The organism is Dietzia kunjamensis (genome assembly GCF_045689975.1).
Taxonomy (GTDB): Bacteria; Actinomycetota; Actinomycetes; order Mycobacteriales; family Mycobacteriaceae; genus Dietzia; species Dietzia kunjamensis.
The window spans coordinates 3245388-3270364 of the sequence record NZ_CP143297.1 but is presented as its reverse complement, the minus strand read 5'-3'; the positions used below and the strand labels follow the sequence as shown (position 1 = coordinate 3270364).

Below are 24977 nucleotides of genomic sequence, written 5' to 3'. Positions count from 1 at the left end.
CACGAGCGCTGACGACGATCATGGCCGCGACCGGTTCGCGGTGCCGGAGGGCCCGGGGCGGTGCACACGCCGCCCCGGGCCCTCCGGCATGACACGCTGGTGGCGTGAAGACGCCGGTACCTGACTATCTGCTCGAGATCCGCGACGCCTGCTCGAACGGTGACGCCGGCCGGCTCGCCGACTACATCCCCGAACTCGCGGCCGTGGACCCCGACCGGTTCGCGGTGGCCGCCTGCACGATGGACGGCATCGTCTACACCGCCGGGGACGCGGACGCCGAGTTCACCATCCAGTCGATGAGCAAGCCGTTCGTCTACGCGCTCGCGCTGCGGGACCGGGGAATCGAGGCGGTCCTGGAGAAGGTCGAGGTGGAGCCGTCCGGGGACGCGTTCAACCAGATCTCCCTGGACCGAGAGACGGGCCGGCCGCGCAATCCGATGATCAACATCGGGGCCATCACCACGCACACGCTGGTGAGCGAGCCCGACGCGACCCAGGACGACCGTGACGAGGCGGTGAGGCAGGGGTTGTCCGCCTTCGCGGGCCGCGAGCTCGGAGTGGACGACGCCGTGCTCGACTCCGAGCTGCGAACGGCGTTCCGCAACCGGGCCATGGCCAACCTTGTGCGCGCAGGCGGGATCATCGCGAACGACCCGGATGAGGTGGTGCGCGGCTACACCCGGCAGTGCGCCTATCGGGTGACCGTGCGCGACCTCGCGGTGATGGCGGTGACGCTGGCGACGGGCGGCATCAACCCGGTCACCAAGGAGCGGGTGGTCTCGGCGCCGGTCGCCCGGCAGGTGCTCGCCGTGATGGCCACCTGCGGGATGTACGACGCCGCCGGGGACTGGATGTCCACCGTGGGGATCCCCGCCAAGAGCGGGGTGTCGGGCGGGATCTTCGGTGCCCTGCCCGGGCAGGTCGGGCTCGGGGTGTTCTCCCCGCGACTCGACGAGCACGGCCACAGCGTGGAGGGTGTGCGCACCTTCGAGCGGCTGTCCCACGATCTCGAGTTGCACCTGATGAACACCACCGTCACGGACGTGGAGGCCGTCCGTTCGGTGCGGTTCGACGAGATCTCCGGGCGCCGCACCTTCCGGCTGCAGGGCCCCATGACGTTCGCCAGCGCCGAGCAGGTCCTGCGGCGTCTCGCCGAGATCCCCGAGGGGCCGAGCGAGGTGACCCTGGACCTCAGCCGCGTGTCTTCGGTCAACACGAGCGCGCGCCGGATGCTGCTCGAGGCGATGACGCGGTTGTCGGCGGACGGCCACGTCGTCGGTCTGGCCGACCCGGGCCGGCGCCTCCCCCGACCGGACCTGGGCGACGGGACCCGGCCGGTCAACCGGCGGGCGGCCCGCTAGCTAGCCCGGGCGCGCCAGCCCGGCGCACCCAGCGGCACCGGGCACTCAGCCCACCCGGAAGTGCGAGTGGTCCGGTTCCCTCATGAGCTCGGCCAGTCGCGCCCGGTCGAAGGGGAACAGGTCGATCGTGCCGCCGTCGTGGAAGTACCAGGAGTGGCAGCCGGTGTTCCAGACCGTCGGCCCCATCGCCCCGGCGACGTCGTCGTTGAACTCGGCGGTCGCCTCCTCGGTCACCTCCACCGACCGGATCGCGCCCTCGCGGAGGAGTTCGATCCAGTGGGCGATGTACCGGGCGGTGAGCTCGGCGGTGTGCTGCAGTGAGATCGAGCCGGTGGGGGAGTTGGGGGCTCATCCCAATCGGGGGTGTAGGAGTTGGGGTCTGAAGCCGCCGGTCTCGAGCAGGCTTCGGGCAATGTAGTTGGTCAGGTTGCGGAACCCGAGTGCGGAGCCGCGCAGGTGTTCGAGCCGTCCGTTGAGCGCCTCGGTCAGCCCGTTGCTGGTGCCGGGTCGTTCGAAGTAGGCGAGCACGTCAGCGGCTCGCTTCTTCAGGGTCCGGCCCAGGGTGGTGAGCTCGGTGAGCACCTTGGGGACGCCGGCGCTGAGGTCGGTGATCAGCTTCTCCATGAGCTCGCGGCCACGTTGCCGGTCCTCGTGGCGATAGGCGGCGATCATGCGCTGGTAGACACCCCGGGCCGCCTCGACCTCGACGTGAGCGTCATCAACGAACAGCGCGCGTAGCCTGTCGTTCTGCTTGTCGGTCAGCAGGTCCGCGCCGGTGTGCCGCGTGCGCCGCGACTTGTAGAGCGGGTCGTCCCTGAACCCACGGTGCCCGTGGATCGCGAGTTGGACCCGGCGCCGGCACCTGTCGAGGGCGTCACCGGCCAGGCGCACGACGTGGAAGGGATCCATCACCGTGACCGCGTCCGGGATCTCCTCTGCAGCGGCGGTCTTGAACCCGGTGAAGCCGTCCATCGCGACCACCTCGACGGCGTCACGGAAGGCGTCGTCGCGGTCGGCGAGCCAGGTCTTGAACGCCGCCTTCGACCGGCCCTCGACCATGTCCAGCAGCCTTGCTGGGCCGGCGCCATCGCGGACCGGGGTGAGGTCGATGATCACGGTGACGTACTTGTCGCCACGCCTGGTGTGGCGCCAGACGTGCTCATCGACGCCAATGACCTTCACGCCCTCAAACCGCGTGGGGTCGTTGATCAGCAGCCGCTTGCCTTCAGCCAGGACCGCGTTGTTGGCGGTGTCCCACGCGACCCCGAGTCCCTCGGCGACACGGGCGACGGTGAGGTGTGCGACCACGATCCCTTCCAGCGCCCACCGCAGCCCGGTGCACGAGAGCTTCGCGCGTGGCTCCGCCGCGGCGCTGGTGTCTTGGCGCCACACGTGTCCGCAGTCGGCACAGCGGTAGCGGCGCACTACAACTTCCAGCACGGTCGGTCGTCGTCGGGAGACCTCGACGTCTATCTGCGGACTGACGCGACTGGCCGACCTACACCGTCATCTGAGAAGACCCCTGAAACGTCTTCGACGACGACGGGACCGGCGAGGATGAGGGCGCGGTGAGCTAAAGGAATGGAGCTTGCTCGGCTTCGACGCCGCCGCAAGCTCCGGTGAAACGGTCGGTACTGGTCGGTCGTCGTCGGTCACCACCGGATGGCGGCGTCCCCCACGCTCGGCGTTTGCGCAGGTCAGCGGATCGCTCGCCCAGTGGGCGCATCAAGCGATAGACGCAAAGCCGACGTGATTAGGTCGTCGGTTCGATTCCGACAGACGGCTCCGGCGAACCGCCCCTGACCTGCGAAAACGCAGGGCAGGGGCGGTTCGGTTCTGGTGGTCGTGCGATGCGCTGGCCTCACGGCTCTGCCCGACACCGACGTCGCTCTTCTCTGCGACGGACCCCTCGCCGGCTGAGCGCTCGTGGCCTGCATCCTGTCCGTGTGCCGATAGGCCTCGCACCGCTCGGAAACGCAGCATGGCGTTGCGTCGCGACCTGGCGACGGCTCGGCGGGGCGCGATCGTCTCGTGCGTTGGCGGACTACGGGAGCTTGGACGCGAGGACGTCGGCCGCCAAGATCTCGGGTGCTGCGCCGAGGAGGTGCTGGTTGTCCGTCAGGGCTGCGACGATGGCGCCGTTGGCGTGGGCGTCGCGAGCGGACTCGTCGGGGAATGCATCGAAGATCCAGAAGGTGTCGGCGTGGGTCCTGACCGCGAACCAGACAATCGTTCCTGCTTCTTCGTTGGCGAGTGCGACAGCGCCGGCGAGCAGATCGGCGAGCGCGTCGTGCTGTCCATCGGCCGCGACGATCTTGGCGACGAAGGCATACGGAAGTGATGCGGGTGTGGACATGAGGGACTCTCCTAGAAATCGGGGTTCTTCGTGGGACGAGTTCAGCGTATGACGAGCGAGGGCCGGTGGGAAGTGGCGTATACGGCAGCATTGCTATTGTTTACGCCATGCGTATCGGACTGATCGCGATCGACGGCTGCTTCGGTTCGGCTATCGCGTCGATCATCGACATCGTGCGGGTGGCCGACGGAGCCCGCGGCGATGTCGACCCGCGGATCGACCCGATCACACTCGCCATCCTCGGTCCGAAACGGCGAGTGACCACGACGGCATCGATGACCCTGTCGGTGGACCACCCGCTGTCGGAGTCCGCAGAGTTCGACGTGGTCGTCGTCCCTGCGCTTGGAACCCTTACGGCCGCCGCTACCAACGACGCCCTCCAGAGCCGAGATGCTCGTTCGGTCATCGCCTCGCTCGGGCGCCTCGACGAGGCGACCACCCGGATCGCCGCGGCGTGCACCGGCGTGTTCGCTGTCGCCGAGACCGGACGGATGCATCATCGGCGGGCGACGACCAGCTGGTTCCTGGGGCCGGAGTTCCTGAAGCGCTATCCGACCGTCGCCCTCGATCTCGACACCATGGTCGTGGTCGACGGGAACCTCGTCACCGCCGGCGCCGCGTTCGCCCACATCGACCTCGCGCTCTCACTCGTGCGATCGATCAGCCCCGACCTGGCCCAACATGTCGCCAAGCTCCTCATCATCGACGAGCGCCCGTCGCAGGCGGCCTTCGTCGCCTACGAACATCTCCGGCACGAGGACCCGATCGTGGTCGAGTTCGAACGCTTCGTGCGCGCCCGCCTGGACGAACCGTTGAACGTCGCCTTCATCGCGCAGTCGCTCGGCACCAGCCGGCGCACCCTCGAACGACGAGTCCGTGCGGCGCTCAACCTCACTCCGCTCGGCTTCGTCCAACGGCTTCGCATCGAACGAGCTCGGCACCTCTCAGCAACCACGGACCTCACCTCCGCCGAGATCGCGCTACGTGTCGGCTACGCGAACGCCGAGACTCTGCGCTCCCTCCTGCGCAGGGAGCGACGCCGTTCCTGACCTATCGCCATGCCTGTAGCCAGTGTCCTAGCGCCCGGTTGGAACCACCTCTCAGCACGTCGCGTCGACGCTCCTGCGTCGCCCCTGGACGACCCACTCGACACGCCCGCAGCACAGGCCATGTGACGTGTCCCGGCTTCCCGGACGGTCGGGGTTGGGTGGCTGTGATGTCGCTCCGTTCTCGTCGAGGGGGTCAGCAGACCCGATCAGGGTCGATTGGGATGAGCCGCGAAGGCGGTCAGGTCAGGGCGGCCGAAGCCGGCCGGCGGGGTAGCGTCGGACACGTCGAGGTCTTTCGGATGGATGGCGTAGGAACCTCCATCGTCGGGAGATCTCGACGTCTATCTGCGGACCGACGCGCCCGGCCGACCTACACCCTCATCTGGGAAGAGCCGAGTTGGGGCCCAGCACGGTGAACGCATTGGGGAAGCCCGGGACGGCGGTCATCTGATAGGCGCGCGGGCCGTCGGCCCACTCGCGCTCGAGGGTGCGGCCGTCGCGTCCGACGACCTCCATGGGACGCATGTAGTCGTGCGCGCGGAAGCCGGTCGCCAGCGCGATCACGTCGGCGGGCCGCTCGGTGCCGTCGGCGGTGCGGATCCCGTCCGGGGTGACCTGCGCGATGGCGTCGGTGACGAGCTCGGCGTCGCTGCGCTGGATGGCGCGGTAGTACGTCCCCGGACTGGCGGAGTTCCGTGGCGGGGTGTCTGTCCGGATGTGCCCGGCCAGGCCGAGGTCGTCGACGACCCGGCGGTGGTAGCGCTGGATCTCGGCGCCGTCGGCCCACACGCGAGACCAGTCGGGCTTCGGCGCGAACCGGAACTGGTAGAGCTGGGACGGCACGTCGCATGTCAGGCCCGGGTAGCGGTTGCAGTACCAGACCCCGCCGACGTCGGAGCCCTTCTCCAGCACGGTGACGTCGGCGAAGCCGCGCTCGCGGAAGACGTGCAGGGCGGTGATGCCGGCGACCCCGGCCCCGACGATCACCACGCGCGGCTCGCGCCCCTCGCGCGATCGACCCGGACTCACACGTCGACCGCGTTGTCCGTCAGCGCATCGCGGACGGTGTCCGGCGCGGTCACCATGGACGACTCGAACGCCGCCTCCCGTCGGGAGGCGTTCATGAAGTAGGCGCCGAGGCCGGCGAGGTCGACGGTGGTGGGCAGGATCGGGACGACGGTGGCGCCGCGCGCACGGACGGCGGCGACCTCGTCGTGCAGCTGGGTGGACATCGGGCGGCGGATCAGCCCGTACTCGATCCCGCCGCCCCGGCCGGGGACGCGGACGCCGGGCGCCGAGGCCATGGGGGCGAGGACGAACACGAGGTCGGCGTCCTCCGGCCCGATCAGGTCCACGGACGCGGTGGAGCCCATGCCGCCGTCGACGAAGATCCGGTCACCGACGGGCACCGGCGGCATCCACCCGGGGGTCGCCCAGGAGGCGCGCAACGCCTCGCCGACGGTGGCCATCGGCGAGCCCGGGGCGCCGAACAGTACCCGCTCCCCGGCGAGGACGTCGTAGGCTACGATCCGGGCACCGGTGTGGGGGAGCCAGGCGCCGACCTCGAAGCCCTCGGCGAGCCGCTGCAGCCAGCTGGCGTCGGCTCGGCCGGTGGGCGCGATACCGGTGAGGGCGCCCAGTCCGGACCGTGTGCGGAGCAGACCGGGGTTGAGCAGTGGGAGCCGGGGCAGTGGCGGCCGCCCGGGCGGGGTGGAGGCGACGTGTTCGCGGAGTCGCATGTCGCAGGCCTGCCCGCGCTGCATATCGACCAGTTCGTCGACCCCGATGCCGCCGGCGAGCATGGTCACCAGCTCGGCGCCCGCCGAGGTCCCCAGGAGGACGTCCGCCTCCCGGGGGTCGAATCCCGTCTGCTCGGTGAGCGCGTGGAGGGCGGCGATCATCCAGGCCCCACCGATCGTGCCCCCGCAGCCGAGGACGAGAGCGGTGCGACTCATTCGGCGCCCTCCCCGTGTCCCGCGGGGGGCGCCGCCCCGGAGAGCCCCGCGCTGATCCTAATCGCGCGGCTCCAATACGAACACAGGGATGATCCGGTCGGTGTTCTGCTGGTAGTCGCGATAGTCAGGGTAGACGGCGACGGACCGGTCCCACCACCGGTCTCGCTCGGGGCCGCTGAGTTCGCGGGCCGTGTAGTCGCCGACCCGGTCCCTGTCGCGGACCTCCACGTGCGGGTCGGCCTTCATGTTCCAGTACCAGACCGGGTGGGTGGGAGCGCCGCCCTGCGAGGCGACGGCCGCGTACGACCCCTCGTGTTCGACGCGCATCAGCGGGGTCTTGCGCAGCTTGCCGGACTTCCGGCCGACGGTGGTCACGATGACCACGGGGATGCCGGCGAGGTCGCCGCCCTCCGCGCCGTCGGTCTTCTCGTAGGTCTCGACCTGCATCCGAACCCACTCGCTCGGGCTGGGCTCGTACTCGCCGGACAGTGGCATCGGGGCTCCTCGGTGATGGGGTTCCGTCGGCTCAGGGCGACACTACGCTTGGCAAGGCGCGCTCGCTGCCCACATCAGGCGAGTCGGTCGGTGAATCTCGAGACCGCCTCGACGACCGCCAGGTAGCGCGGCGAGCGCACCGCGTCGAACCCGTGTTGGGCTCCGGGCAGTTCGGCGTAGACCACGGGGTTCGGCGATCCGGCGCGCAGGTGCCGTACGAGTCGGCGTGACCCCTTCACCGGCGTGTAGGTGTCGTGGGTGCCGTGGATGATCGCCACCGGCGGGGCGCCGGATGCCGCGTGCCGCACGGGGTCGGAGACGTCCCGGGTCTCGAGGCCCAGGCGACCGTAGTAGCCGTACAACCCGATCGCGCCGGCGACAGTGGTGTCGGCGTCCTCGAATCCCGGCTGGAATCGGGGATCTCCCCCGGTCAGGGCGGTCATCGTCGCGAGGTGTGCCCCGGCCGAACTGCCCGCCACCACGATCGGCGCGTCGGCCCTGATCCCGTGCGCCGGGCCCTCGGTGCGGATCCAGCCCAGGAGCCGTTTGACGTCGACCAGGTGCTGCGGGAATCCCGATTCCGGGGTCGGCGAGAGGTGGTAGGTGGTGCTGATCGCCGCCCACCCGCGTGCGGCGTGGTCGAACAGCATCGCTCGCGACTCCCGGCTCGGGCCGCCGGCCCGGAAGTGCCCACCGTGGATGTGGACGAGCACCCCGCGCACGTCACCGGCGCCGTTGCCGCCATGTCCACCGCTGCCGCCAGCGTCGCCGCCGGCTCCAGGCGAGCCGGCACGGGTGTAGAGATCGAAGCGGTTGGCCTTCGGGTCCGGTCCGTAGACCATGCCCCGGCGGGCCCGCACCCCGCGCGGCCGCAGCGGCCACGGGCGGAACAGCACTCTCGGCCACGGCGTGCGGTGGAGGGCCGACGGTCTCGTCGTCGTCTCCCCCTCGCCCAGCCCCTCGCCCGGCCCGTCGCCCAGCCCGTCGCCCAGCCCTTCGGCCAGCGCGCGGTCGAGGACGGCCTTCGCGGCGAGGTGCCGCGACAGCACGACGCCCAGCCCCGACCAGGTCAGCGCGGCGATGCCGACCCCCACGCGATCGGATGGGCGTGCGGCCCGACCGGCCAGGGCGGGCGCGGTCGCGGCCCCGACCAGCGCCCCGACGTGCAGCGGGAGTTCCTGCGCGGGCAGGCTCCACACCCAGCCGGCGGTCGCGGCGGCGAACGGTCGGCGGATCGGCCACAACGCCAGCGCCGTGGAGACCGCGGCGGGGGCGAGGACCACGGGCAAAGGCACTCGGACGAACGGTGTCGGCATGTCAGGCCTCCGGTAGGGGTGCGCGTTCCCAGGCGGCCACCGGACCCGGGACCAGGTCGAACATCGGGTGCGGCCGCGGTGCGACGAGGCGGTCCAGCCACGCGGGGTCACGGTCGGTGACCTTGACCCGCAGGTGCGCCCACTCCAGCGCGAGCTGCCCGTCGGTGAGCGGCAGGCGCTCCGCCCCGGGCGGCAGGACGACGCGCGTGCGGTCGAAGCGGTAGCCGCGCACCTCGGCGGCGTCGGCCAGCCCGTGCAGCCAGGTGGCGACCCCCGCGACCGGGTCGGGGAGCGTGCGGAAGCGCTCGAGCTGCGGATGGCTGCGATAGCCCTTGGTCAGCCCGCGGAGTACCTTCTGGGCCAGGAGCCCCTCGCGCCACCCGGCGACCAGCGCGGCGCGGTCGAGCAGGACGGGATCGATGCTCCACAGGCGCACCCGGCGAGTATAGGTGCGGGCGGGGCGCCGACGCGGTGCGGACGGGAAGCACCGCGAGGCGCGCACGGTGCCGCCAGGGACGGACGAGGAGACGACGATGACGACGACGACAACGCCGACCCGCGACGAGGTGATGGCGGAACTCGCGGAGCTCGAGGACGCGCGGATCCTGGAGGTCAACGAGCGGCACGGCGACGACCACGCGGTCAACCTCACCAAGCTTCGCGCGGTGGCCAAGCGGGTGAAGAAGAACCATCCACTGGCGCTGGAGTTGTGGGCCACGGGCGACTCGGCCGCGAGGCTGCTCGCGCTGCTCATCTGCCGGCCCAGGGAGTTCTCGGCCACCGAGCTGGACACGATGCTGCGCGAGGCCCGCACCCGGAAGGTCCACGACTGGCTGGTCGGCTACGTCGTGATGAAGGGCCCGCACGCCGAGAACCTGCGCGTGGCGTGGTTGGACGACGCCGACCCGGTGGTCGCCTCCGCCGGCTGGGCGCTCACCGCCGACCGGGTGGCCAAGAAGCCCGAGGGGCTGGACCTGCCCGCGCTGCTGGACGTGATCGAGGCCGAGATGGCCGGCGCCCACGAACGGCTGCAGTGGGAGATGAACACGTGCCTGGCCCAGATCGGGATCCAGCATCCGGATCTGCGGGCGCGCGCACTGGAGATCGGCGAGCGCCTGGGTGTGCTGCGTGACTACCCGACGCCGCCGAACTGCACCTCGCCGTACGCGCCGGAGTGGATCGGCGAGATGGTCCGTCGCCAGGAGGCCTGACGACCCGACCGGGTCCGCCCCGCTGCACTACCTCTCGGCAGCAGCGGAGAGCACGTGTCGGTAGATCCGGGCGTGGGCGGCGGCGACCGCGGCGTCCTCGGACGCGGGAGCGCGCGCCGGGACCGGCGGGCCGTCGAGGGCGGCCATCAGCGCCCGGCGCAGGTCGTCGGCGGTGGGGTGGCCCGGGTCGTAGACGGCCGTGCCCGATCCGGCCGACCCCGATCCGAGCACGCCGGGGTCCCACTGCTCGGCCAGGTACCCGATCCGCGGGATGACCGGCGGCAGCCCCAGATCGCGGCACAGCTCCAGCCAGCCGGAATGGGTGCCGTGGCGGTGGGGCAGGACGAGCGCGTCGAATCCGGCCAGGGCCGCGCACAGTTCGTCGTCGGCCAGGTGGTCGTGGGCACGGACCTCGACGTCCGGATGGGCGTCGAGCCGGTCGAGCGCGGTCGCGGCCGCGTGGCGGGGATGCTCCGCATCGCGCGCGGCGGCCAGGGCGTCCGCGCGAACCATCACCGTCAGGTGGGCACCCTCGGACAGCGCGGTGACCAGCGGGGCCAGGAGTTCCTCGCCGGCGACTCCCGCGCGCAGCGAGCCCAGCACCACACCGACCATGCGCCTGCCTCCGGAGCGATCGAGCCGCGCGAGCCGGTACGGCTCGGTGACCTCCGCGGCCATGAGCCGGGGATGCGGGAGGACCTGCGCGTCGACTCCCCACCGTTCGCGGATCTCCGCGGCGGCGCCGCGGGTCAGCGTGATCACCGCGGCGGCGCCCCGCACGAGGTGGCCGGTGCGCTCGAGATGGGCGGAGGGGTCGGGCTCGTGCGGGTTGGTCAGATCGTGCACGGTGACCACCAGCGGCAGGCCCCGCGACCGCAACGCCGCCACGAACTCCGCGATCTGCCCGGGGGAGCGATGCTCGTAGCCGAAGTGCACATGCACGAGGTCGGCCCCGTCGAGGACCTCGGGACGGTCGGCGGCCTCGAGCGCCGGGTGCGGCCACCACCGGGCGGGCTCGGCCGGATCCAGCACGTGGTCCGCGAGCACCGTCACGCCGGCCGCGGGCGAGATGGCGTGGCGGACGTAGTCGTGCCCGGCCGGCACAGAGCGCACCCGGACCGGCGGCGGGGTCGGAGAGGAGACAGTGTTCACCCCGCCACCGTGCCACGCCCGCCGGTTGCCGCCACCTGGGCCCCTGCATACGCTCGGCCCGGTGAGCACCCCCGACCTCCCGACCGTCATGGTCATCGGCAACTGCCAGGCGGACGTCTACCGCGACCTGCTCCGGACCTCCGCGGAGGTCCGGGTGGTGGACGTGCGGCCGGTGTACGAGATGACGGCCGACGACCTGCCAGGCCTGGAGACGGACCTCGCCCGCACGGACGTGCTGATCGTCCAACCCGTTCGCAACGACTACCGCGACCTGCCGCTCGGACACCGCCAGCTCGCCGCGCGCCTGCCGGCCTCGGCCACGGTCGTGCTGACCCCCGTCCTGCGGTACGCCGGACTGCATCCGTACCAGGTGCTGGTCCGCCCGCCCCACGACCGCTCCCTGGTCCCGCCGATCGCGCCGTACCACGACCTGCGGGCGATCGTCGCCGCCGCGACCGGCGACCGGAGCGTTCTCGACGCCGCTCCGACCCCCGAGCAGGCGCGGGCCTCGGCCACCGAGTCGGTGGAGGCGCTGCGCGTGCGCGAGCAGGCCCACGGGACGCTGGTCGCCTCGGACCTCCTCGCGGGGGTCCCGCGTTGGCACACCATCAACCACCCCGACCGGCGCACGCTGGCCACGGTGTTCGACCGCATCATCGAGCGCCTGCCCGCAGGCCTCCTCACCGACCCGCCCCGCATCGGCGACCGCGAGCCCCTCGGCGCCACGCGCGCGCCGGTGGAGTCGACCGTCGCACGGGCGCTCGGCCTGGTGGCCGGTGATGGCACCGGGGGCGCCCGCTCGGGCGAGTGGCTGGTCGACGGCGTCCCGGTGCCCAGCCGCGAGATCGTCGACGCCCACCTCGACTGGTACGCGGCCACGCCCGGAGTGGTGGAGGAGGGCCTGCGTCGGCACGCCGCCCGCATCGAGATGCTGGGGCTGAGGTGAGCAGAGGGCATGCCGGCGAGCAGCGCGCGCCGCTGACAATCGCACCGATCACACTCGCCCTGGGGCCGCCCGAACACGGGGTGACCCGGTTCGCGGTGGAGTGCGCCCGCGCGGCCGGGACGGAGGTGCTGGAGGTCGCGGACGTCGCCGGGGTACGCGAGGTACTCGACGCCCGACCCGGCGTGCCGGTCCACCTGCACATCACCGATTCCCTCTTCGGCGCCACCGCTGACGACGCCGCGATGACCGTGGAGGACCTTGCGCGCGGCCGCCGCATCGCGGTCACCCTGCATGACGTCCCCCAGCCTGCGGAGGGCGCCGAGCGGTGTCGGCGGCGCACGCGGGCCTACCAGCGCATCGCGGGGGCGGCGGGGCTCGTCGTGGTGAGCTCCGAGCACGAGCGCCACCTCTGCGCGGCGGCCGACATCGCCGTCGACGCGGTGATCCCGCTGCCCGTCCCCGACCTGGCGCCGCCCGCCGACCTGACCCCCGACGCCCGGTCGGTGGGCGTGTTCGGATTCCTGCACCCGGGGAAGGCCGTCGACGTGGTGGCCGCCGCCGTCGCCGCGCTCGCCGACGCCGGCGACGAGGCCGTGTCACTACGCCTGTTGGGGACGCCCGCCGAGGGGCACGACGACTACGTCCACGCCGCGCTGGAGACCGTCCGGGCCGCCGGTGGCGGCGCGGAGGTGACTGGTCGGATCGACGACGACGACCTCGCCCGCGTCCTCGGCGAGGTCACCGTGCCCGTCGCCCTGTTCCGGAACGTGTCGGCGTCGGGGTCGCTCAACACCTGGGCCGCGGCCGGGCGACGCCCCCTGGTCTACGACTCGGACTACACCCGCGAGATGGAGCGCCGGCATCCCGGCTCCCTGCTCATCACCGACGGGGCGGATCTCGCCGGCGACCTGCGCCGACTCCTCGACGACCCGTCCCCCACCCGTCGCGAGGCGGCGCCGTCGGGGATGGCCGACCTCGGCCGGGCGTACCGCCGGGCGTGGGAGGGATGGCTCGCATGACAGACTCCGCGAGCACTGACGCACCGAACAGTGACGTCCCGAACAGTGACGTCCCGAGCAGTGACGTCCCGAGCAGTGACGTCCCCAAGAGCGTCGACGTGGTGATCCCGTTCTACGAGGACCAGCCGATGCTCGACCGGATCCTCACGGCGCTGCGCCACCAGAGCGACCCCCGACGGACCGTTCGCGTCATCGTCTCCGACGACGGCTCTCGCACCGCGCCGGTGGTCCCGCCCGAGGTCACCGTCGTGCGCCAGGATGATCGCGGCTTCCGCGCCTCGGCAGCGCGCCACCTCGGCGCCTGCGCGGGCGACGGCGACCTCCTGCTGTTCCTCGACGGCGACACCGTCCCGGGGCCCGACTTCGTGGCGACGATGTGCGCCGCGCTGGACGGCCACCCGGACCTGCTCGCGGTGGGCCGCCGGCGGTACGGCCGGTTCGCCGCCACCCGAACCGGGGCCGACCCGACCGTCGAGCCGGACGAGATTCTCCCCGACCCCGCCTGGCCTGCGGCGTTCTACGCGGAGACGGCGGACCTCACCCGCGGCGAGGACCTGTGGCGGGGCGTGTTGTCCGCCGCCTGCGGCCTGCACCGCCGCCTCTACGACCTCGCCGGCGGGTTCGACCCGGACATCGTCGGCTACGGCGGCGAGGACTGGGATCTGGCGTGGCGCTGCGAACAGGCCGGCGGCCGCCTGCGCTACCTACCCGACGCGGTGGCCTGGCACGACGGCCCCGACTGGGCCGGCCGCGCCGACGCCGAGCACACCGACGCCGACCACACCGACGGCGGTCACGCGGACGATCACCGCGACGAGTCCGACCCGCTCGCGCGCAAACTCGCCCAGAAGAACGCCGAGTCCGCCCTCCTGGCCGGCCTCATCGCCTCGCCGCTCACCCGGCCGTCCGCCGGGATCTTCGCCCTGCCGTCGGTCGCGGTCCACGTCCACGCCGGCAGCCCCGAGTTCGCCGGGACCGGCTCCACCGCCGCGACCTGCCTCTCCCTGCTCGCCTGGGGCGACGTGGCCGTGACCGTCGACCCCGCCACACCCGACGCCGCCGTGGTCGCCCGACTCTTCGCCGATGACCCCAGGGTGACCCTCGGGACGCGCGGTCGGTGGTGGCGGCCCGGGACGCCGGGCACGGGCCCTCGTCGTCGTCCCCCCGTCCTCGTCGACATCCTCCGTCCCTGTGCGCCGGGGGCGCTCGACCCGCGGCGCCTGCGCGCGCTGTGCCCACCGGTGGGGAGCGTGACCCTGGACGACGACGAGGGCTACAGCCTCGCGGAGGTCCGCAGCTCGCGGGCGCTCGCACGCGAACTCCACTGGGGCGAGCAGCCACCCGAGCCGACCGCGGTCACGGCGTCGCACGCCGGCGTCCGCGGCATCGACGACGACGGCGCGGGGGTGCGGCTCGAGAGGGTGCTCGGCGGCTGGTGAGCGCCGGGGGTGGCCAGCGGTGGCGGAGGGCCCCCAGGGGGGCCACTATCAGAGGTTCCGACATCACCCGCACCCGCCGGGGGCGACGAGACGAGAGGGGGCCCGTGGACGCCCGCAACGAGGATCTACTCGACATCGCAGTGATCGGCCCGTCGCGGTTCCCCATCCGGGAGCCGTACGCCGGTGGGCTCGAGGTCGTGGTGGCCAAGGAGGTGCGGGACCTGCGCGCACGAGGACACCGTGTCACGCTCTACGCCGCCGCCGGCAGCGAGGGTCACGACCGGCGCCACGAGTTCACCACCCTGGCAGCCGCCACCGGACGCGGGGACAGCTACTACCCGCCCGGCGGGTACGAGGCCGACGCCGCGGAGTTCGAGCGCCTCATGGACCACGTGGCGGTGTCCGGGTTCGACGTGGTGCTCAACCACAGCCTGTCGCACGTCCCGCTCGTCCGCGCGGCCGCGATGGCCACGCCCATGATCACGACCCTGCACTGCCCGCAGCTGGCGCCCATGCAGGAGGCGTTCGACCGACTGGGGTCGGCGACCGGCAGGGTGCTCGCCGTGAGTCGCTCCGTCCTGGGGTCCTGGCGGGTGCCTCACGGCGCCGAGGTGCTGCCCAACGGGGTCGACCTGCAGGTCTGGCGCCCCCGGACAGGGGCCGCCGGGCGGACTGGGGCCCGCTCCACCTTTCGGCCCGCCGCTGCCGGTACCACCGCTGCGGCCCGACCGGTCGCCGGGCGCACCTCCCGGGTCGGCACCCGGCCCACCGACCGTCCCCGCGCCGTGTGGACCGGCCGGATCGTTCCGGAGAAGGGCCCGCACCTGGCGGTCGAGGCGGCCCGGCGCACCGGGCTCCGGCTCGACCTGGCCGGCCGGGTCGGCGACGACCGGTACATGGAGAGGGTGCTCGCGCCCCGGCTGCGCGACGCCGGCGACAGCGTGTGCTACCACGGTCCGCTCGGTCGGGACGCGCTCGTCCCGCTCGTCGCCTCGGCCGCGGTCGCACTGGTGACCCCGTGCTGGGAGGAGCCGTTCGGGCTCACCGCCGTCGAGGCGCTGGCCTGCGGTACCCCGGTCGTGGCACTGGCGCGTGGAGGCATCCGAGAGATCCTCAGCGGCCAACCCGGCGTCGTGCTCGTCGAACCGGGCCGTGACCCCGCGTCCGCCCTCGCGGCCGGCATCCCCGCCGCGTTGACGCTGGACCGCGCCGCGACCGCCCGCGCGGCCGCGGCCGCGTTCTCCCACGACGCCCGCATCGACCTGCTCGAAGCCCGCCTGCGCGGGCTGCTGGTGGGCGCCGCGTCGTGATCGGGATCTACGCCCACCACCAGGGCAACGGCCACGTGCAGCGGGCGCTCTCGGTCGCCGCCGACCTGGACGACGAGGTCACCATACTCACCTCCGCCCGCATCCGCGACGACGCCAATCCCGTCCCCGGGCGGATCCGGGTCCTCCCGCTCCCACTGGACTACGACGAGGCCGGGCCGGTGGCGGACCCGACCGCCGGAGGCAGGCTGCACTGGGTGCCGCTGGGGCAGACCGGGCTCCGTCAGCGCATGGCGATGATCGCCCGGTGGATCGACCGGACCGCGCCGGACGTGTTCTGGAGCGACATCTCCGTCGAGGTGACCCTGGCCGCGCGGCTGACCGGGACGCCCGTGGTCACCACCGTGCTGCCGGGGTGCCGCGACGACGCCCCGCACGTCCTCGCGCACGGGGTGTGTTCGGCCCTGGTCGCCGGGTGGCCGCGCGCCGCCGGTGCGCCGGTCCCCGCCGGGGCGGACCGCCCGCTGGTGCCCGTCGGCGGGGTCTCGCGCTTCGCCGACCGCGCTCCCGACCCGGGCGCCCGGGGCGGTGGCCGACCGAGGATCCTGCATCTGCGGGGCTCCGGTGGCGCCGGCCACGACGCCCGCTGGGACGCCGTTCCCGGGCTACTCGGCGACGTCGAGTGGATCTCGCTCGGCGGGCCGGGCGGACGCTGGGTGGCCGACCCGTGGGAGGAGTTGTGCCGGGCCGACGTGGTGATCACCGCCGCCGGGCAGAGTTCGATCGCCGACCTCGCCGCCGCCGACGCCCACGTCGTCGTGACTCCCGAGGAGCGCCCCTTCGGCGAGCAGGACGCCACCGCCGACACCCTCCGGAAGCTGGGGCTGGCGGAGGTCGTGGGCCGCGACGACCCGGTGGAGCAGCTGGTCGACGCGATCGGGCGCACGCTCGAGCGCGCGCGCTCGACCCCGGGTGCCGGGTCGGGCCTGCGGGAGGCGTGGGAGGTCGACGGAGCGGCCGCACGCCTGGCCGGCGTACTCACCGCGGTCGCCGCGGGTCACGAGACGGAAGGCCACGGTGCGGACCACGGGGCTCGTCACGCGGCGGGCCAGGGGGCCCGTCACGCGGCGGAGGCCGCGCTGTGACCGCCGCCTCGTCGATCGCGGTGGTGACCGTTTGCACGCCCGGTCGCGCCGAGCACCTCCGCTCACAACGTCGGGCGATGGCCCGGCACCTGCCCGGCGCCCGGCACGTCGTGGTCCTGCCCGAGCGGCCGGGCAGTGCCGACCTGGCCGAGGAACTCGCCGCTGACGGTGTCGAGGTCGTGGAGCTGGAGGCCGGCCCCGACCTGCCCGTCGCCCGGAGCCGCAATCTCGGCGGAGACAGAGCGGCCGAGCTGGGCGCGAAGCTGATCGTCTTCCTCGATGTCGACTGCATGCCGGGCCCCGACCTGGGGTGGTACTACTCCGAACTGCCCGACGGCGCCGTGGGCCTGGGCCCGGTCACCTACCTGCCCGAGTCCGCCGGCGCCCCCGACCCCGCCGAGTTGCCAGCCTTCACCGACCCGCACCCGGCACGCCCGTTCCCGGCCCGGGGCATCCGCGCGCTGGAGCCGGACGAGTTCGGGATGTTCTGGTCCCTGTCGTTCGCTCTGCGCCCGGCGCTGTGGGCGCGCCTACGCGCGGACTTCGGCGGGTTCGACGAGGCCTTCACCGGTTACGGCGCAGAGGACACCGACTTCGGGCGCAGGGTGCTGTACCGCCGCGTGCCGGTGCTGCTCGTGGCCGGCGCCCATGCCTATCACCGGTGGCACCCGGTCGCCGATCCGCCGGTCGACCACCTTGCCGACCTGCTGCGCAACGGCGCCCACTACGCCGAGCGCTGGGGTGACTGGCCGGCCCCGGGCTGGTTCGAGGAGTTCGAGCAGATGGGGCTCGTGCGCCGCAGCGGCGACGGCTGGGAGGCCGCTGGCGCCGTCGAGCGCTGAGTCGCACCCCTGCCCACAGCACCACGCGCGCCGAGAAGAGGATCTCGCGCGTATCGCCCGAGAAGCGGGTGTGCGAATTCCTCTGCTCGACGGGCGGCCGGGCGGTCGGCGGCGGGGCCCGGTCGGGGTGGCGGCCAGCGGGGCCTGGTCGGGTCGCCGCCGGCGCGGGGCGCGCTCGGCGGGTGGGGCGGGTCAGCCGAGGAAGGCCTGGTCCGACAGGGTCGCGCCCTTGATGTTGGTGAACTCGCGCAGCAGGTCCTGCACGGTGAGCGCGGACTTGGTCGCGGCGTCGGCCTCGTAGACGATCCGGCCCTCGTGCATCATGATGAGCCGGTTTCCCAGGCGGATGGCCTGCTCCATGTTGTGCGTGACCATGAGGGTGGTCAGACCGCCCTCGCGGACGATGCGCTCGGTGATCGTGGTGACCAGCTCCGCACGCTGCGGGTCGAGAGCCGCCGTGTGCTCGTCGAGCAGCATGATGCGCGGCTGGGTGAACCCGGCCATGAGCAGCGAGAGCGCCTGCCGCTGTCCGCCCGAGAGCAGGCCGACCTTGGCGGTGAGCCGGTCCTCGAGACCGAGCTCCAGCATGGAGAGCTGCTCGGCGAACCGGCCACGGCGCTTCTTGCTCAGACCCGGGCCGAGCCCCCGCCGGCGGCCGCGCAGCAGCGCGAGCGACAGGTTCTCCTCGATGGTGAGGTTGGGCGCGGTCCCGGCGAGCGGGTCCTGGAAGACGCGGCCGACGTACTTGGCGCGCCGGTGCTGCGGCAGGCGGTTGACGTTGGTGCCGTCGATCTCGATGTTCCCGCTGTCGGCGAGCAACCGCCCGGAGACGGCGTTGAGCAGTGTCGACTTGCCGGCGCCGTTGGAACCGATCACCGTGACGAAGTCGCCCTCGGCGAGCGTGAGACTGAGGTCGTGCAGCGCCCGGCGCTCGTTCACGGTGCCGGGGAAGAACGTCTTGGACACTCCGGTGACGGTCAGCATCGTCACGCCTCCTTGGTGCCGGTCGCGGCGGCGCCGGCGGATTCGGGTCCCGCGCCGACGGCGGTCCCGGTTCCCGCCGCCGCTCGTTCGTTGGCGGCGACCGGGGTGGTGGGTTTGCGTCCGAAGCGTCCGCCCGCGCCCTTCCAGCGGGGCAGCAGCAGCGCGACCACGACGAGGATGGCCGTGACGGCCTTCATGTCGTTGGGATCCAGGCCGACGCGGAGGGCCGCGAAGATGATGAGCTGGTAGAGCAGGGCGCCCAGGATCACGGCGAGCACCGCGAGCAGAAGCTTGCGCTGGCCGAGGATGGCCTGCCCGATGATCACCGAGGCCAGGCCGACGAGGATGAGGCCGATGCCCATCGAGATGTCGGCGAAACCGCGGTACTGGGCGATGAGCGCGCCGCACATGCCCACGAACCCGTTCGACAGGGCCAACGTGAGAGTCTTGGTGAAGTCGGTCGAGACGCCGAACGAGGAGATCATGGGGCCGTTGTCGCCCGTGGCACGGATGGACAGGCCGAGGTCGGTGGTGAGGAACCACAGGACGACCAACCCGAGCAGCAGGACCACGACCGCGAGGATGGCCACCCCGGGCCACTCGCCCAGCAGGTCGGCGTCCTTCAGGGGAGTGAACACGGTGTCGCTGCGCAGCAGCGGGATGTTCGCGCCGTCCATGATCCGCAGGTTGACGGACCACAGCGCGATCATCGTGAGGATACCGGCGAGGAGGCCGTCGATCTTGCCCTTGGTGTGCAGCAGTCCCGTGACCGTGCCGGCGAGGAAACCGGTTCCGAAACCCGCGAGGGTCGCGAGCACCGGATTCCAGCCGGCGAGAATGCCCATGGCCGCCGTCGCGGCGCCCGTGGTGAAACTGCCGTCGACGGTGAGGTCGGGGAAGTTGAGCACGCGGAAGGTCAGGTAGACCCCCAGCGCCATGACCCCGTAGATGAGGCCTACCTCGACGGTCCCGATCACTTCTTCTCAGCCTCGGCGAGGATGTCCTCGGGGATCGTCACGCCCTGACGCTCGGCGGCGTCCTCGTTGACCACGTAGGTGAACTCGGTGGCGGTCTCCACGGGCATGGTGGCCGGGTCCTCACCGTCGCGAAGGATGCGCAGTGCCATCTCGCCGGTCTGGCGGCCCAGTTCGGTGTAGTCGATGCCGAGGGTGGCGACGGCGCCGCCCTCGACCGTGCCCGACTCCGCGGCGATCACCGGGATCTGCTTGCTCTCGGCGACCTGGACCAGCGAGGCGATGCCCGAGACGACCATGTTGTCCGTGGGGACGTAGATCGCGTCGACGTCACCGAGGGCCTCGACGGCCTGCTGGATCTCGTTGACCGTGGTGACGGTCTGGGTCTCGATCTCCAGGCCCAACGGGCCCGCGGCCTCACGGGCCTGATCCACCTGGACCTGCGAGTTGACCTCGCCGGAGGCGTAGACGATGCCGATGCGCTCGGCGTCCGGGACGATCTCCTTGAGCAGCTCGAGCTGCTTCTCGATCGGGGCGGCGTCCGAGGTGCCCGTGACGTTGGCGCCCGGCTCCTCCATCGAGTCCACCAGCTCCGCCGAGACCGGGTCGGTCACCGCGGTGAACAGCAGCGGCACGTCGGTGATGTTCTGCGCCATCGCCTGGGCGGCCGGGGTGGCCACGGCCAGGGCCAGGTCCAGGTCGTCGGAGGCGAACTGCTGCGCGATGGTCAGTGCGGTGCCCTGCTCGCCGTTGGCGTTCTGCTCGTCGAACTCGACCTCGACGCCGGCCTCGGAGAAGGCCTCCTTGAAGCCGGCCGTGGCGGAGTCGAGGGCCGGGTGCTGGACGAGCTGGTTGATGCCGATGCGGTAGGACTCGCCGCCACCACCGGCGGCGTCGTCCTCACCACCGCCCGAGCAACCTGCGAGGACGAGTGCCGAGGTGGCGACCAGTCCGGTGATGAGCTTCGCGCGTGAGAATGCCATATGCCATGCCCTTGTCTGTGCCTTCTGGGCCTCACGGTGTTCACGCGAGGGGCCGGATGCGAACGGTGCTGGCACATGAGGTTACCGGGTCGCCCGGTCATGGTGAGCCCGGACTCACCTCACGGGCTGCTGCGGCGCCTCCTCCGATTCCGCCAGTTGCCGCTTCCAGGTGCGGAAGCCCTCCTCCGAGCGCCCGCGCCGCCAGTATCCCGAGATCGACGCCCGCGCGGCGGGGATGCCGCGCTCGGTGCGCAGATAGGGGCGCAGGTGCTTCATCACCGTCTCGGCCTCGCCGTGGACGAACGCCTGCACGTCCCCGTCCGGCCACGGCATGCCCCGTACCGCGTCGATCAGCGGTGCCTCGCCGTCGATCATCCCGGGGCCGGCGTCCGCCGAGGAGGTTCCGCGGTGCACCCAGGTGATCTCCACGCCCGCCGGCGCGGTGATCAGGATTTCGTCGTCGTCGTCAGACACCTCGAGGAACACCGCGCCCGTGGCGTCCTCCGGTAGCGACTCCAGCGCCGCCGCTATCGCCGGCACGGCGGTCTCGTCCCCGACCAGCAGGTGGAAATCCGCCTCCGGGTCCGGCCGGTACCCGCCGCCGGGGCCGCGCACCGGGACCAGGGCGCCGGGTGCGACGGACCGGGCCCACGGACCGGCGACACCCTCGTCACCGTGGACGACGAAGTCGATCCAGATCTCGCGAGCGTCCGCGTCGACCCGTCGGACGGTGTACGTGCGCACGACCGTCTCCCCGGCGTGGGGCAGTTCGAGCTTGACGTAGCTGTCCGTCTCCGCGCGGACGGCGAACGAGTCGAAGCCGTCCCCGCCGAGGACGACCCGCACGAGGTGCGCGGTAACCGGCTCCGTACGCAGCACCGTGAGGGTGAGCGGCGGGCGGGTCTGGGGGCGAGTCACGTCATTCTCCTTCGACCTGGGTTAGTTAGGTGACCCTATGCTTGCATGTTCCGGGCGCGGCGAGTGGGGGCCCCGCTCACCGAGGCCGAGGTGGACCGCATCATCGAGATGGCGCGACCCCTGGGGACGACGCTCAACGTCCCCGAGGCGCGATGGCCGGCCACCTGGGCCGAGTACGAGAAGCGCTTCGCCGACGGGCTCGTCGGTGGGAGGGCAACCGGCGCGTCGGCCGACCGCCGCGCCGGCACGGCCAACAGCTGCGACCGCAGGACCTACCGCCGCGGCGCCTCGGCCAACGACCCCGACCGCACGGCCGGGGTGGATCGTCTTCCGGCGCGGGGCCGGGCCGGTGTCAGGCCACGCTGGCGGCGGCCGGTTGCGGGGTCCGGAGAGGGCAGCGTTCCGTGAACCCGAACGCGCAGATCGCGGCGGCGGCTGCCAGGACCACGACGATGCCGCCGATGATCGGCGCGGCGGGGAAGGGTAGCTCCTGGGACAGGACGAAGGCGCCCATGATCAGGACGAAGAACCCGAAGCCCCTGCGCAGCGTCTTCTCGGGGACCACGGAGGTGAGGCGGATACCGACGAAGGAGCCGGCGATGGCGGCGGCGGTGACCGCGGCGACGAGCGGCCAGTCCAGGGACACCGAGGTGAGGTAGCCACCGAGCCCGGCGAAGGACTTCATGGCGATGACCAGCAGCGAGGTGCCCACGGCGGCGGTCATCGGCAGGCCCGCCAGGAGGACGAGGGCCGGGACGACGAGGAAGCCGCCGCCCGCGCCGACCAGGCCGGTCGCGGCGCCCACGACGAGGCCGTCGAGCAGGATCCGCCACAGCGGGTGGTGGTGATCGTTGCTCTGCCCGTCGCGGTCCTTGCGTCCCTTGATCATGGCGCCGGCGGTGGCGATCATCATGACCGCGAAGGCGACCATGAGGACGGTGCCGGGGATGTAGCCGCCGGCCAGTCCGCCGAGGAACGCGCCCACCATGCCGGCGGCGCCGAAGATCAGTCCCGTGCGCCATTGGACGTTGCCCTTGCGGGCGTGGCCGACGAGGCTGACCAGTGAGGTGGCGCCCACGACGAACAGGGAGGTCGCGATCGCCTCCTTGGGGTCGAGCCCACCGATGTAGGTGAGCAGTGGGACGACCAGGATGGATCCGCCCCCGCCGAGCAGGCCCAGGGACAGTCCGACCAGGACGGCCAGGGCCACGACGATGATCGTGGTGATCTCCATGTCAGGTGCCTTTCTCCGGCGGGGGCGCCGGGGTGGGATCGGTCAGGAGCGGGCGGGCAGCGAGTCCAGGACGGCGCCGAGGCCCGGCTCGTCGGCCGAACGGTTCCACGGCATCTTCGACAGGCCCGCGGCCATGGCGCAGGAGTTGCTCGCCGCGGAGTAGGTCAGCCCGGCTCCGATGGCGCCGGCGAGGTAGGCGAACTTGGGGGAGACGACCTTGGAGGCGGTGACGCCGGCCAGGACGAGCGAGCCGGCGACCATGCGGACCTGCCGGTCCATCGCCCAGGCGCCCTTACCGCGGATCACCTCGCCGCCGGCGGCCTCGTAGCCGGCGATGCGCCGTCGAGCACGGTCACCGAGTCGGGGTCGACGCCCACGGACTCGAGCCGCTCGTTCGCCTGGCGGGCCCGGTTGCCGGACTGGCAGATGAGGACGACCTGGCCGGGCAGGCGGGTGGCGAACTCCTCACCGTGCTCGGCGAGCAAGGGCAGCGGCACGTTGTAGGAGCCGCGGATGTGCACCGAGGAGAACTCGGCCCCGGAGCGCACGTCGATGACGGTGGGCGGGGTGTCCGATTCCATCGCCTCTCGCAGATCGGCGGGAGCGATGGTCGGGGCGTTCGTCAGCGTGGAGAGCATGGGTGAAGCGATGTCCTTTGACTGTTCGGGGTGTGTGGGGGTGTCGGGGTGGTGGCGCCGGGCGCCACCGGACCCGGGGGCCGGACGGGTGTCCGGCCCCCGGGTGTGGGCGCGACAGGTCAGACGGTCGCGAGATTGCGCTCGGACCAGGCGGCGTAGCTGCCCTCGAGCTCGACCACGCGGTAACCGGCGCGACGCAGGGCGCTGGCCGCGACCGAGTTGCGGACGCCGCTCTGGCAGTAGGTCACGATCGGTCCGTCGGTCGGGAGCCGGTCGAGGTTCCACAGCGCTCGGCCGCCGCTGAGCTGCTCGGAGCCCGGGATGTGGCCGTCGGAGTGCTCGGTCTTGTTGCGCACGTCCAGCACCATCGCGGCGTCGAACGAGGCGAGCTCGTCCGGCCCGATCATCTCGGGGGTCGTCATCGGCAGACCCTCGAAGGTGGTCGTGTACCCGGTGACCGTGTCTATGCCGACCCGCAGTAGGTGATCGCGCAGCGCCTCGGCAATCTGGACGTCCTCGGCCAGGACCACCAGGGGCGTGTCCTCCTTCTCGGGGTCGTAGACCCAGGCGCCGAAGGACGCAGCCTTGTCGACGCCGGGGATGTTGAGCGCCCCGGGGACGGTGCCGGCGTGGACCTCGTCCTGGCCACGGGTGTCGACGACGACGACCTCGTTCGCCTCGAGGGCGTCGGCCAGCTCGGTGGTGCCGAACTCGCGGAGCGGGGCCAGTGCACCCAGCACCGCCGGACCCTCCTTGTTCTGCCGCTTCATGCGACCGAAGTAGGCGTGCGCGTCCGGCTGTCCGTCGAGCATCTCGTCGATGAAGCCCTGCTCGTCGTCACGCTCGACGTACCCGGCCCACCAGGCGAACCGGCGCTCGTAGCCGACGCTGGTCGAGGGGAGCGCGCCGAGGGCCTTGCCACAGGCGCTGCCCGAACCGTGGCCCGGGAACACCTGGACGTGGTCCGGCAGCGAGACGAAGGACTCCTTCAGGCTGCGGAAGATCTGTGAGGCGCCTTCGAAGCGGGTGTCGACTCCACCGGCGGCCTCGTCGAGCAGGTCCGGTCGGCCGAGATCGCCGGCGAAGACGAAGTCGCCGGTGAGCATGTAGCCGGGGGAGTCGGCGAACGCTCCGTCGGTGACGAGGAATGACAGGTGCTCGGGCGTGTGGCCCGGGGTGTGGACGGCCTCAACGGTGATGTTGCCGAGCTTGAGCTGGTCACCGTGGTGCAGACGCTCGGCCTCGAAGCCGTACTGCCAGTCCTTAACGCCCTCGCCGGACACGTAGATGGTCGCCCCGGTCGCCTCCGCCAGCTCGCGGGTGCCGGACAGGTAGTCGGCGTGGATGTGGGTCTCGGTGACGGCGGTGATCGTCATGCCGTGGCGCGCGGCCAGGTCCAGGTACTCGCGGACGTCGCGGCGGGCGTCCACCACCATCGCCTCGTTCTTGGCCTGGCAGCCGATGAAGTAGCCGGCCTGGGCGAGGTCCTCGTCGTAGATGCGCTCGAGAAGCATGCTGCTCTCCTTGTCGATCGGGTTCCCTGTTTCGGGGTGTGCCACGACAATACATACCCCCGGGGGTATACACAAGACACCCTGGGGGGTATGCCGTTGTGGCTGCTTTGCCGCCGCGCGTGGCGTCCGGGAGTGTTCTGCGCCACAAGAGATTGCACGGGCTGTGCAATCGTGCAGA

Annotated in this window: 25 protein-coding genes and 2 pseudogenes; 10 read left to right on the top strand and 17 right to left on the bottom strand. The window is 72.2% G+C overall.

All coding sequences use genetic code 11. The features are described from left to right. Positions 1-104 precede the first annotated feature (104 nt). Positions 105-1361: a glutaminase gene (locus tag VZF99_RS15365; RefSeq protein ID WP_096906520.1), complete on the top strand. Its 1257-nt coding sequence runs from the start codon at positions 105-107 to the stop codon at positions 1359-1361. 45 nt (positions 1362-1406) lie between these two features. On the opposite strand, the gene VZF99_RS15360 is transcribed toward VZF99_RS15365, so the two are convergent. The 3 genes and pseudogenes from VZF99_RS15360 to VZF99_RS15350 form a co-directional block, all read right to left on the bottom strand. After that, positions 1407-1595 (bottom strand): hypothetical protein, encoded by a 189-nt coding sequence (locus tag VZF99_RS15360; protein WP_143337732.1) that lies wholly within the window; start codon positions 1593-1595, stop codon positions 1407-1409. A 114-nt stretch (positions 1596-1709) separates the two neighbouring features. Then, positions 1710-2810, bottom strand: a pseudogene (locus VZF99_RS15355) (ISL3-like element ISPfr2 family transposase); the annotation flags it as partial. Between the two features lie 595 nt (positions 2811-3405). After that, the gene (locus tag VZF99_RS15350; RefSeq protein ID WP_096906522.1) at positions 3406-3717 is read right to left on the bottom strand and encodes a putative quinol monooxygenase; all 312 of its coding nucleotides are present in this window, start codon (positions 3715-3717) and stop codon (positions 3406-3408) included. A gap of 107 nt (positions 3718-3824) precedes the next feature. On the opposite strand from VZF99_RS15350, the gene VZF99_RS15345 reads away from it, so the two are divergent. Further along, positions 3825-4766: a GlxA family transcriptional regulator gene (locus VZF99_RS15345; protein WP_120285520.1), complete on the top strand. Its 942-nt coding sequence runs from the start codon at positions 3825-3827 to the stop codon at positions 4764-4766. 393 nt (positions 4767-5159) lie between these two features. Here the strand turns inward: VZF99_RS15345 and VZF99_RS15340 are convergent. The 5 genes and pseudogenes from VZF99_RS15340 to VZF99_RS15320 form a co-directional block, all read right to left on the bottom strand. After that, positions 5160-5795: pseudogene (locus VZF99_RS15340) on the bottom strand (NAD(P)-binding protein); the annotation flags it as partial. Beyond that, positions 5792-6721 (bottom strand): patatin-like phospholipase family protein, encoded by a 930-nt coding sequence (locus VZF99_RS15335; RefSeq protein ID WP_120285518.1) that lies wholly within the window; start codon positions 6719-6721, stop codon positions 5792-5794. The gene VZF99_RS15335 and the pseudogene VZF99_RS15340, both read right to left, overlap by 4 nt. 57 nt (positions 6722-6778) lie before the next feature. Next, complete coding sequence (locus tag VZF99_RS15330) at positions 6779-7216, bottom strand: nitroreductase family deazaflavin-dependent oxidoreductase (protein WP_120285517.1); 438 nt, start codon at positions 7214-7216, stop codon at positions 6779-6781. A 74-nt stretch (positions 7217-7290) separates the two neighbouring features. Then, positions 7291-8511 (bottom strand): alpha/beta hydrolase, encoded by a 1221-nt coding sequence (locus tag VZF99_RS15325; protein WP_407335271.1) that lies wholly within the window; start codon positions 8509-8511, stop codon positions 7291-7293. Positions 8512-8533: 22 nt separating this feature from the next. Continuing rightward, positions 8534-8968, bottom strand: a complete 435-nt coding sequence (locus tag VZF99_RS15320; protein ID WP_154830094.1) for a pyrimidine dimer DNA glycosylase/endonuclease V — start codon at positions 8966-8968, stop codon at positions 8534-8536. 97 nt (positions 8969-9065) lie between these two features. Between VZF99_RS15320 and VZF99_RS15315 the strand changes: the two genes are divergently transcribed. Continuing rightward, on the top strand, positions 9066-9743 hold the full coding sequence (locus VZF99_RS15315) for a DNA alkylation repair protein (RefSeq protein ID WP_407335270.1): 678 nt from the start codon (positions 9066-9068) through the stop codon (positions 9741-9743). Positions 9744-9770: 27 nt separating this feature from the next. On the opposite strand, the gene VZF99_RS15310 is transcribed toward VZF99_RS15315, so the two are convergent. Continuing rightward, positions 9771-10895 carry a glycosyltransferase gene (locus VZF99_RS15310; RefSeq protein ID WP_407335269.1) on the bottom strand — a complete coding sequence of 375 codons (1125 nt, stop codon included), beginning with the start codon at positions 10893-10895 and terminating at the stop codon, positions 9771-9773. A 61-nt stretch (positions 10896-10956) separates the two neighbouring features. On the opposite strand from VZF99_RS15310, the gene VZF99_RS15305 reads away from it, so the two are divergent. From VZF99_RS15305 to VZF99_RS15280, 6 genes are all read left to right on the top strand, one after another. Next, positions 10957-11841 (top strand): WcbI family polysaccharide biosynthesis putative acetyltransferase, encoded by an 885-nt coding sequence (locus tag VZF99_RS15305; RefSeq protein WP_407335268.1) that lies wholly within the window; start codon positions 10957-10959, stop codon positions 11839-11841. Then, a complete protein-coding gene (locus VZF99_RS15300) occupies positions 11838-12860 on the top strand; it encodes a hypothetical protein (RefSeq protein ID WP_407335267.1) in 1023 nt (340 codons plus the stop codon). Before VZF99_RS15305 ends, VZF99_RS15300 begins: the two co-directional genes overlap by 4 nt. Continuing rightward, positions 12857-14299 carry a glycosyltransferase gene (locus VZF99_RS15295; RefSeq protein WP_407335266.1) on the top strand — a complete coding sequence of 481 codons (1443 nt, stop codon included), beginning with the start codon at positions 12857-12859 and terminating at the stop codon, positions 14297-14299. The genes VZF99_RS15300 and VZF99_RS15295 overlap by 4 nt, the downstream gene beginning before the upstream one ends. Before the next feature lie 104 nt (positions 14300-14403). Continuing rightward, on the top strand, positions 14404-15609 hold the full coding sequence (locus VZF99_RS15290; protein ID WP_407335265.1) for a glycosyltransferase: 1206 nt from the start codon (positions 14404-14406) through the stop codon (positions 15607-15609). Continuing rightward, positions 15606-16712, top strand: a complete 1107-nt coding sequence (locus tag VZF99_RS15285; RefSeq protein WP_407335264.1) for a glycosyltransferase — start codon at positions 15606-15608, stop codon at positions 16710-16712. The genes VZF99_RS15290 and VZF99_RS15285 overlap by 4 nt, the downstream gene beginning before the upstream one ends. Beyond that, positions 16709-17554: a glycosyltransferase family 2 protein gene (locus VZF99_RS15280; protein WP_407335263.1), complete on the top strand. Its 846-nt coding sequence runs from the start codon at positions 16709-16711 to the stop codon at positions 17552-17554. The genes VZF99_RS15285 and VZF99_RS15280 overlap by 4 nt, the downstream gene beginning before the upstream one ends. A 192-nt stretch (positions 17555-17746) precedes the next feature. On the opposite strand, the gene VZF99_RS15275 is transcribed toward VZF99_RS15280, so the two are convergent. The 4 genes from VZF99_RS15275 to VZF99_RS15260 form a co-directional block, all read right to left on the bottom strand. Further along, positions 17747-18538 (bottom strand): ABC transporter ATP-binding protein, encoded by a 792-nt coding sequence (locus VZF99_RS15275; RefSeq protein ID WP_067712961.1) that lies wholly within the window; start codon positions 18536-18538, stop codon positions 17747-17749. Between the two features lie 2 nt (positions 18539-18540). Then, complete coding sequence (locus tag VZF99_RS15270) at positions 18541-19515, bottom strand: ABC transporter permease (protein ID WP_132063851.1); 975 nt, start codon at positions 19513-19515, stop codon at positions 18541-18543. After that, a complete protein-coding gene (locus VZF99_RS15265) occupies positions 19512-20495 on the bottom strand; it encodes an ABC transporter substrate-binding protein (RefSeq protein WP_407335262.1) in 984 nt (327 codons plus the stop codon). The genes VZF99_RS15270 and VZF99_RS15265 overlap by 4 nt, the downstream gene beginning before the upstream one ends. Positions 20496-20609: 114 nt before the next feature. Then, positions 20610-21413: a siderophore-interacting protein gene (locus VZF99_RS15260; protein ID WP_407335261.1), complete on the bottom strand. Its 804-nt coding sequence runs from the start codon at positions 21411-21413 to the stop codon at positions 20610-20612. A gap of 45 nt (positions 21414-21458) precedes the next feature. On the opposite strand from VZF99_RS15260, the gene VZF99_RS15255 reads away from it, so the two are divergent. Then, a complete protein-coding gene (locus tag VZF99_RS15255; protein ID WP_407335260.1) occupies positions 21459-21821 on the top strand; it encodes an oxygenase MpaB family protein in 363 nt (120 codons plus the stop codon). Here VZF99_RS15255 and VZF99_RS15250 read toward each other — a convergent pair. From VZF99_RS15250 to VZF99_RS15235, 4 genes are all read right to left on the bottom strand, one after another. Then, positions 21766-22647 carry a sulfite exporter TauE/SafE family protein gene (locus tag VZF99_RS15250; protein WP_407335259.1) on the bottom strand — a complete coding sequence of 294 codons (882 nt, stop codon included), beginning with the start codon at positions 22645-22647 and terminating at the stop codon, positions 21766-21768. The genes VZF99_RS15255 and VZF99_RS15250 overlap by 56 nt on opposite strands. Positions 22648-22689: 42 nt before the next feature. Continuing rightward, positions 22690-22953, bottom strand: a complete 264-nt coding sequence (locus VZF99_RS15245; RefSeq protein WP_407335258.1) for a DUF2892 domain-containing protein — start codon at positions 22951-22953, stop codon at positions 22690-22692. After that, positions 22950-23285, bottom strand: coding sequence for a rhodanese-like domain-containing protein (locus VZF99_RS15240; RefSeq protein WP_407335257.1), 336 nt, complete (start codon positions 23283-23285; stop codon positions 22950-22952). The genes VZF99_RS15245 and VZF99_RS15240 overlap by 4 nt, the downstream gene beginning before the upstream one ends. A gap of 119 nt (positions 23286-23404) precedes the next feature. Beyond that, on the bottom strand, positions 23405-24799 hold the full coding sequence (locus tag VZF99_RS15235) for a rhodanese-like domain-containing protein (protein WP_407335256.1): 1395 nt from the start codon (positions 24797-24799) through the stop codon (positions 23405-23407). Positions 24800-24977: the final 178 nt, after the last annotated feature.

Coding starts and splice junctions, on each gene's coding strand:
- VZF99_RS15255 (WP_407335260.1), top strand. CDS start 21,459: ATGTTCCGGGCGCGGCGAGTGGGGGCCCCGCTCACCGAGGCCGAGGTG.
- VZF99_RS15240 (WP_407335257.1), bottom strand. CDS start 23,285: ATGCTCTCCACGCTGACGAACGCCCCGACCATCGCTCCCGCCGATCTG.
- VZF99_RS15330 (WP_120285517.1), bottom strand. CDS start 7,216: ATGCCACTGTCCGGCGAGTACGAGCCCAGCCCGAGCGAGTGGGTTCGG.
- VZF99_RS15335 (WP_120285518.1), bottom strand. CDS start 6,721: ATGAGTCGCACCGCTCTCGTCCTCGGCTGCGGGGGCACGATCGGTGGG.
- VZF99_RS15265 (WP_407335262.1), bottom strand. CDS start 20,495: ATGGCATTCTCACGCGCGAAGCTCATCACCGGACTGGTCGCCACCTCG.
- VZF99_RS15345 (WP_120285520.1), top strand. CDS start 3,825: ATGCGTATCGGACTGATCGCGATCGACGGCTGCTTCGGTTCGGCTATC.
- VZF99_RS15235 (WP_407335256.1), bottom strand. CDS start 24,799: ATGCTTCTCGAGCGCATCTACGACGAGGACCTCGCCCAGGCCGGCTAC.
- VZF99_RS15315 (WP_407335270.1), top strand. CDS start 9,066: ATGACGACGACGACAACGCCGACCCGCGACGAGGTGATGGCGGAACTC.
- VZF99_RS15275 (WP_067712961.1), bottom strand. CDS start 18,538: ATGCTGACCGTCACCGGAGTGTCCAAGACGTTCTTCCCCGGCACCGTG.
- VZF99_RS15350 (WP_096906522.1), bottom strand. CDS start 3,717: ATGTCCACACCCGCATCACTTCCGTATGCCTTCGTCGCCAAGATCGTC.
- VZF99_RS15250 (WP_407335259.1), bottom strand. CDS start 22,647: ATGGAGATCACCACGATCATCGTCGTGGCCCTGGCCGTCCTGGTCGGA.
- VZF99_RS15295 (WP_407335266.1), top strand. CDS start 12,857: ATGACAGACTCCGCGAGCACTGACGCACCGAACAGTGACGTCCCGAAC.